3 protein-coding genes are annotated in these 3,326 nt (G+C 56.2%); 2 read left to right on the top strand and 1 reads right to left on the bottom strand.

From position 1 onward, the window contains the following. The first annotated feature begins 90 nt into the window (after positions 1-90). Both ACXJ5O_RS22375 and ACXJ5O_RS22370 read left to right on the top strand, forming a co-directional pair. Positions 91-489, top strand: a complete 399-nt coding sequence (locus ACXJ5O_RS22375) for a hypothetical protein (RefSeq protein WP_457301815.1) — start codon at positions 91-93, stop codon at positions 487-489. 237 nt (positions 490-726) lie between these two features. Beyond that, complete coding sequence (locus ACXJ5O_RS22370; protein ID WP_457301814.1) at positions 727-1,776, top strand: acyltransferase family protein; 1,050 nt, start codon at positions 727-729, stop codon at positions 1,774-1,776. A 341-nt stretch (positions 1,777-2,117) separates the two neighbouring features. On the opposite strand, the gene ACXJ5O_RS22365 is transcribed toward ACXJ5O_RS22370, so the two are convergent. Continuing rightward, positions 2,118-3,158: an HlyD family secretion protein gene (locus ACXJ5O_RS22365; RefSeq protein ID WP_457301813.1), complete on the bottom strand. Its 1,041-nt coding sequence runs from the start codon at positions 3,156-3,158 to the stop codon at positions 2,118-2,120. Between the last annotated feature and the right edge of the window lie 168 nt (positions 3,159-3,326).

Raw genomic sequence — 3,326 nt, 5'->3', positions numbered from 1 at the left:
TTCTTAATGCTTAACTGAGCTTGCTGGAAACCACTGTCGCTCGCGTGTATTGTGCGCGGCATCATTGAATTCTGGTTCAGGGGGAGCCAAATGCCACAGATTTCTCAGCTTTTCTTCAAGACGGCCATCATATGTCTTCTGATCGGACTCGCGATGGGCCTGCAAATGGGAATGTCCGGAAACCATACGGTGATCGCTGCTCATGCACATCTCAACCTCTTGGGCTGGGTTTCCTGTTCCATTTTCGGTGGGTACTACGCACTCAACCCCTCCAAGGCAGTCAAGAGATTGGCCATGGTTCATTATGTGGTCTATGCGCTTGGTCTGATCTTCATGCTGCCGGCGCTCTATTTCATGGAACTGGGCAATGTCCAGTTGGAACCGCTCGTCGGGATAGGATCGCTTGTCGTTTTCGCTGGCGTATTGATCTTTGCCGTGGTGATGTTCTCCAAGGAGATCGCAGTCATCCCCGAAGCCAGACGGGCCTGAATTGGGCTTACCGGCTTAGGTACGTCCCATCTCCTCCGCAATCGAAGCCTACGATATCGGGTGGTCTCGACAGCGATTTCAGCTCTACCCCGCAGTAGAGGCGGAGACAGGATCCGCTCTGCATGGCTTGGAGCGAATTTCTGCTGTCCTGCAAGATTCGGCTTGTCAAAATGCCTGAGCCCGGTGCAAATTCGCGGAATTACTATTGCATGCGATTTTTAGCACCAAGGCTTTTTGATGAATTACGTTCCTGCGCTCGACGGCGTGCGCGCAATCGCTGTCTTGACTGTGATTGTGTTCCACACATTTTACGATCGTTTTCCTGGCGGCTATATCGGCGTTGACCTGTTCTTCGTCCTGAGCGGCTATCTGATCACGTCGAATTTGCTCGCTGAGTGGGAAAATTGCGGCAGGATCGACATGCCGCGCTTTTGGTTGCGGCGCGTGAGGCGGCTGGCGCCGGGGCTCTATGTCTTTCTCGCATGTCTCGCATTTGCGGCGCTCTTTACCAAAATCCGAAACGATGTTCTGGAGGCCATTGGATTTGCCGCGACTTACACAATGAACTGGGCGCGAGCCTTCGAATTGGGACCCGATACCGTTCTTGCACACACCTGGTCGCTCGCTATGGAGCAGCAATTCTATCTGATTTGGCCAATTGTGCTTTCGGCCCTGCTCGCCAAGACCGGGCGCCGTGGCGCACCGCTCGCGACCCTTGCCCTTATTCTGACCGTGCTCGGATGGCGGATCGCGCTGGAGGCGATGCATGCACCGGGTGCGCGAATCTACAACGGGTTCGACACCCGTGCGGATGCCTTGCTGGTTGGCTGCCTGCTTGCCTTTTTGCCGGGTCTGCGACAGGTGTGGTCGCCTTGGCTTTTCTGGTCGGCCTCCCTGGTTGGATATTTGTTCGTGCTTTTTGGCAACAACGGCGAATGGTCCCTGATCTGGGGATTTACCGCTTTTGCTGCGGTCGCGGCCATTTGGATCGCTGCAGCCGCTTCGGCAGTCGCCGGACAGTTCGCCCATACCGTCCTGACACTTGAGCCGCTCGTTGGAATCGGCCGGATCTCCTACGGCATGTATCTCTGGCACTATCCCATCTTGCTTGTCCTGAAGTCCCTGGATTTGCCAAGCGGAGTGACAATCAACCTCGAACTGCTGCTTACGATCAGTGTGGCCGCTGCCTCGTTCCATTGGATAGAGCGCCCGTTTCTGACCAAAGGAAGCCGCTTGATCGTTCGATACGGGCAAGCTCTCGCACCTGTCGCCTCCAAAGTCTCCTAGATGTCATTTTTAACGGAGGTTGTCCGTTCGAGGCTTAGATGGCTATGAGCCAGAGTTGAACGATGTGGGCCCGGGCGAAGTGCGTGAAACGACAAGCCCGACTGGTGCAGCAGCAAGCCTGCGCGTGATAGCCGAAGTAGGCGCTGCCATGGTTGAGGATTTAAAGCGATGAATGCCTCCTAGGGGCCGTCTTGTGATCGGCAAATCTATGTCCCACGTTGTCCCAACCGATCCTCGTTTACGAGTACACGCCCCACAGCACATCGAGTTTGCGAGTCCCCTGCTCCCGCTGCTGACGGGCCAATTGAGGCGGAACTCTAAATGCGAGGTCTGAATTGCTTTTAGTTTTCCTTAGATTCGGTTCTGACCACCACTGACATTCCTGGCACCAGCTGCTTAGCGAGTTCCTGGTCGGAGTCGATTGCAATGCGGACTGAAATGCGCTGTGCGATCTTGGTGAAATTGCCAGTCGCGTTGTCCGGCCTGATTATGCTGAACTCGGACCCTGCCGCCGGGGCAAAGGCCTCGACGTGCCCCGTCATTCGCCTGCGGTCTAGAGCGTCGACGGTGAAACTAACGCGTTGACCGAGCGTAATGTTCGTCAGTTGGGTTTCCTTGAAGTTGGCAATTACCCATACGTCCGGTGGAACGATCGCCATCAATTGCGTTCCCGCGGCAACATATTGTCCAAGCTTCACGCCAACCTCGCCGAGCCGCCCGTTTCGAGGGGCAAGGATCCGCGTGTTGGCCAGATCAATCTCGGCCAGCTTCACAGCCGCCTGAGCTCCGGCGACGGCCGCCTCCAAGGAGCCGCGGCTCACCTTGATGGTTTCGAGATCCTGCCGCGACACTTCAAGGGCGGCCTTGGCTTGCAATTCCAGGGACTGTGCCTGTTGCTTGGCGCTTTCGCTCTGATCGGCATCGCTCTTGCTCATGACGCCCCGGCGCGCCAAGGGGTCGATTCTCGCCCAATCGGCCTGGGCCTGATGTGAGACGGCGGTAGCGCTGTCAAGCTGCGCCTGGCTTGAGGCGATGCGCGCTTCGGCCGCGCGTTGTTGCTGGGCCGAATTGTCCAGCGCAGCCTGTTCACTTGCCAGTGTCGCTTTGGCCTGATCGAGCTTCTGAGCAAAAATCCGATCGTCTATCCGGGCCAGAAGCTGACCCTCCACAACTTCCGCATAATCCTGTACCGCCACCTCAATGATATAACCGCTAAGCTGCGGGCTGATCAGCGTGACGTAACCCCTGACATAGGCATTCTCCGTTATCTCGACATCGCTCCTGAACGGCGGCAATCGCCAAGCATAGAGAACAATGACCAGGCCTGAGATACCGACGGCGATTGCGATCAACGTTGCGAAATGGCGGCGATAACTGGACATACATCGTCAACTTATTGGAACGGTTGCTGGGGAATGTCGGCGAGCGAGAAGCGCTCGGGTAGACGTATGTGCTAAAAGCATGACAAGAGCACCAAAAGATATTCCGGCAACTAGCAGGAAAGCGTCGTTAAAGGCGAGGATATTTGCTTGGCGCGTGATCTGTTGGGA

It is taken from the genome of Phyllobacterium sp. P5_D12, assembly GCF_054049495.1.
This window is presented reverse-complemented; position numbering and strand designations above follow the sequence as displayed.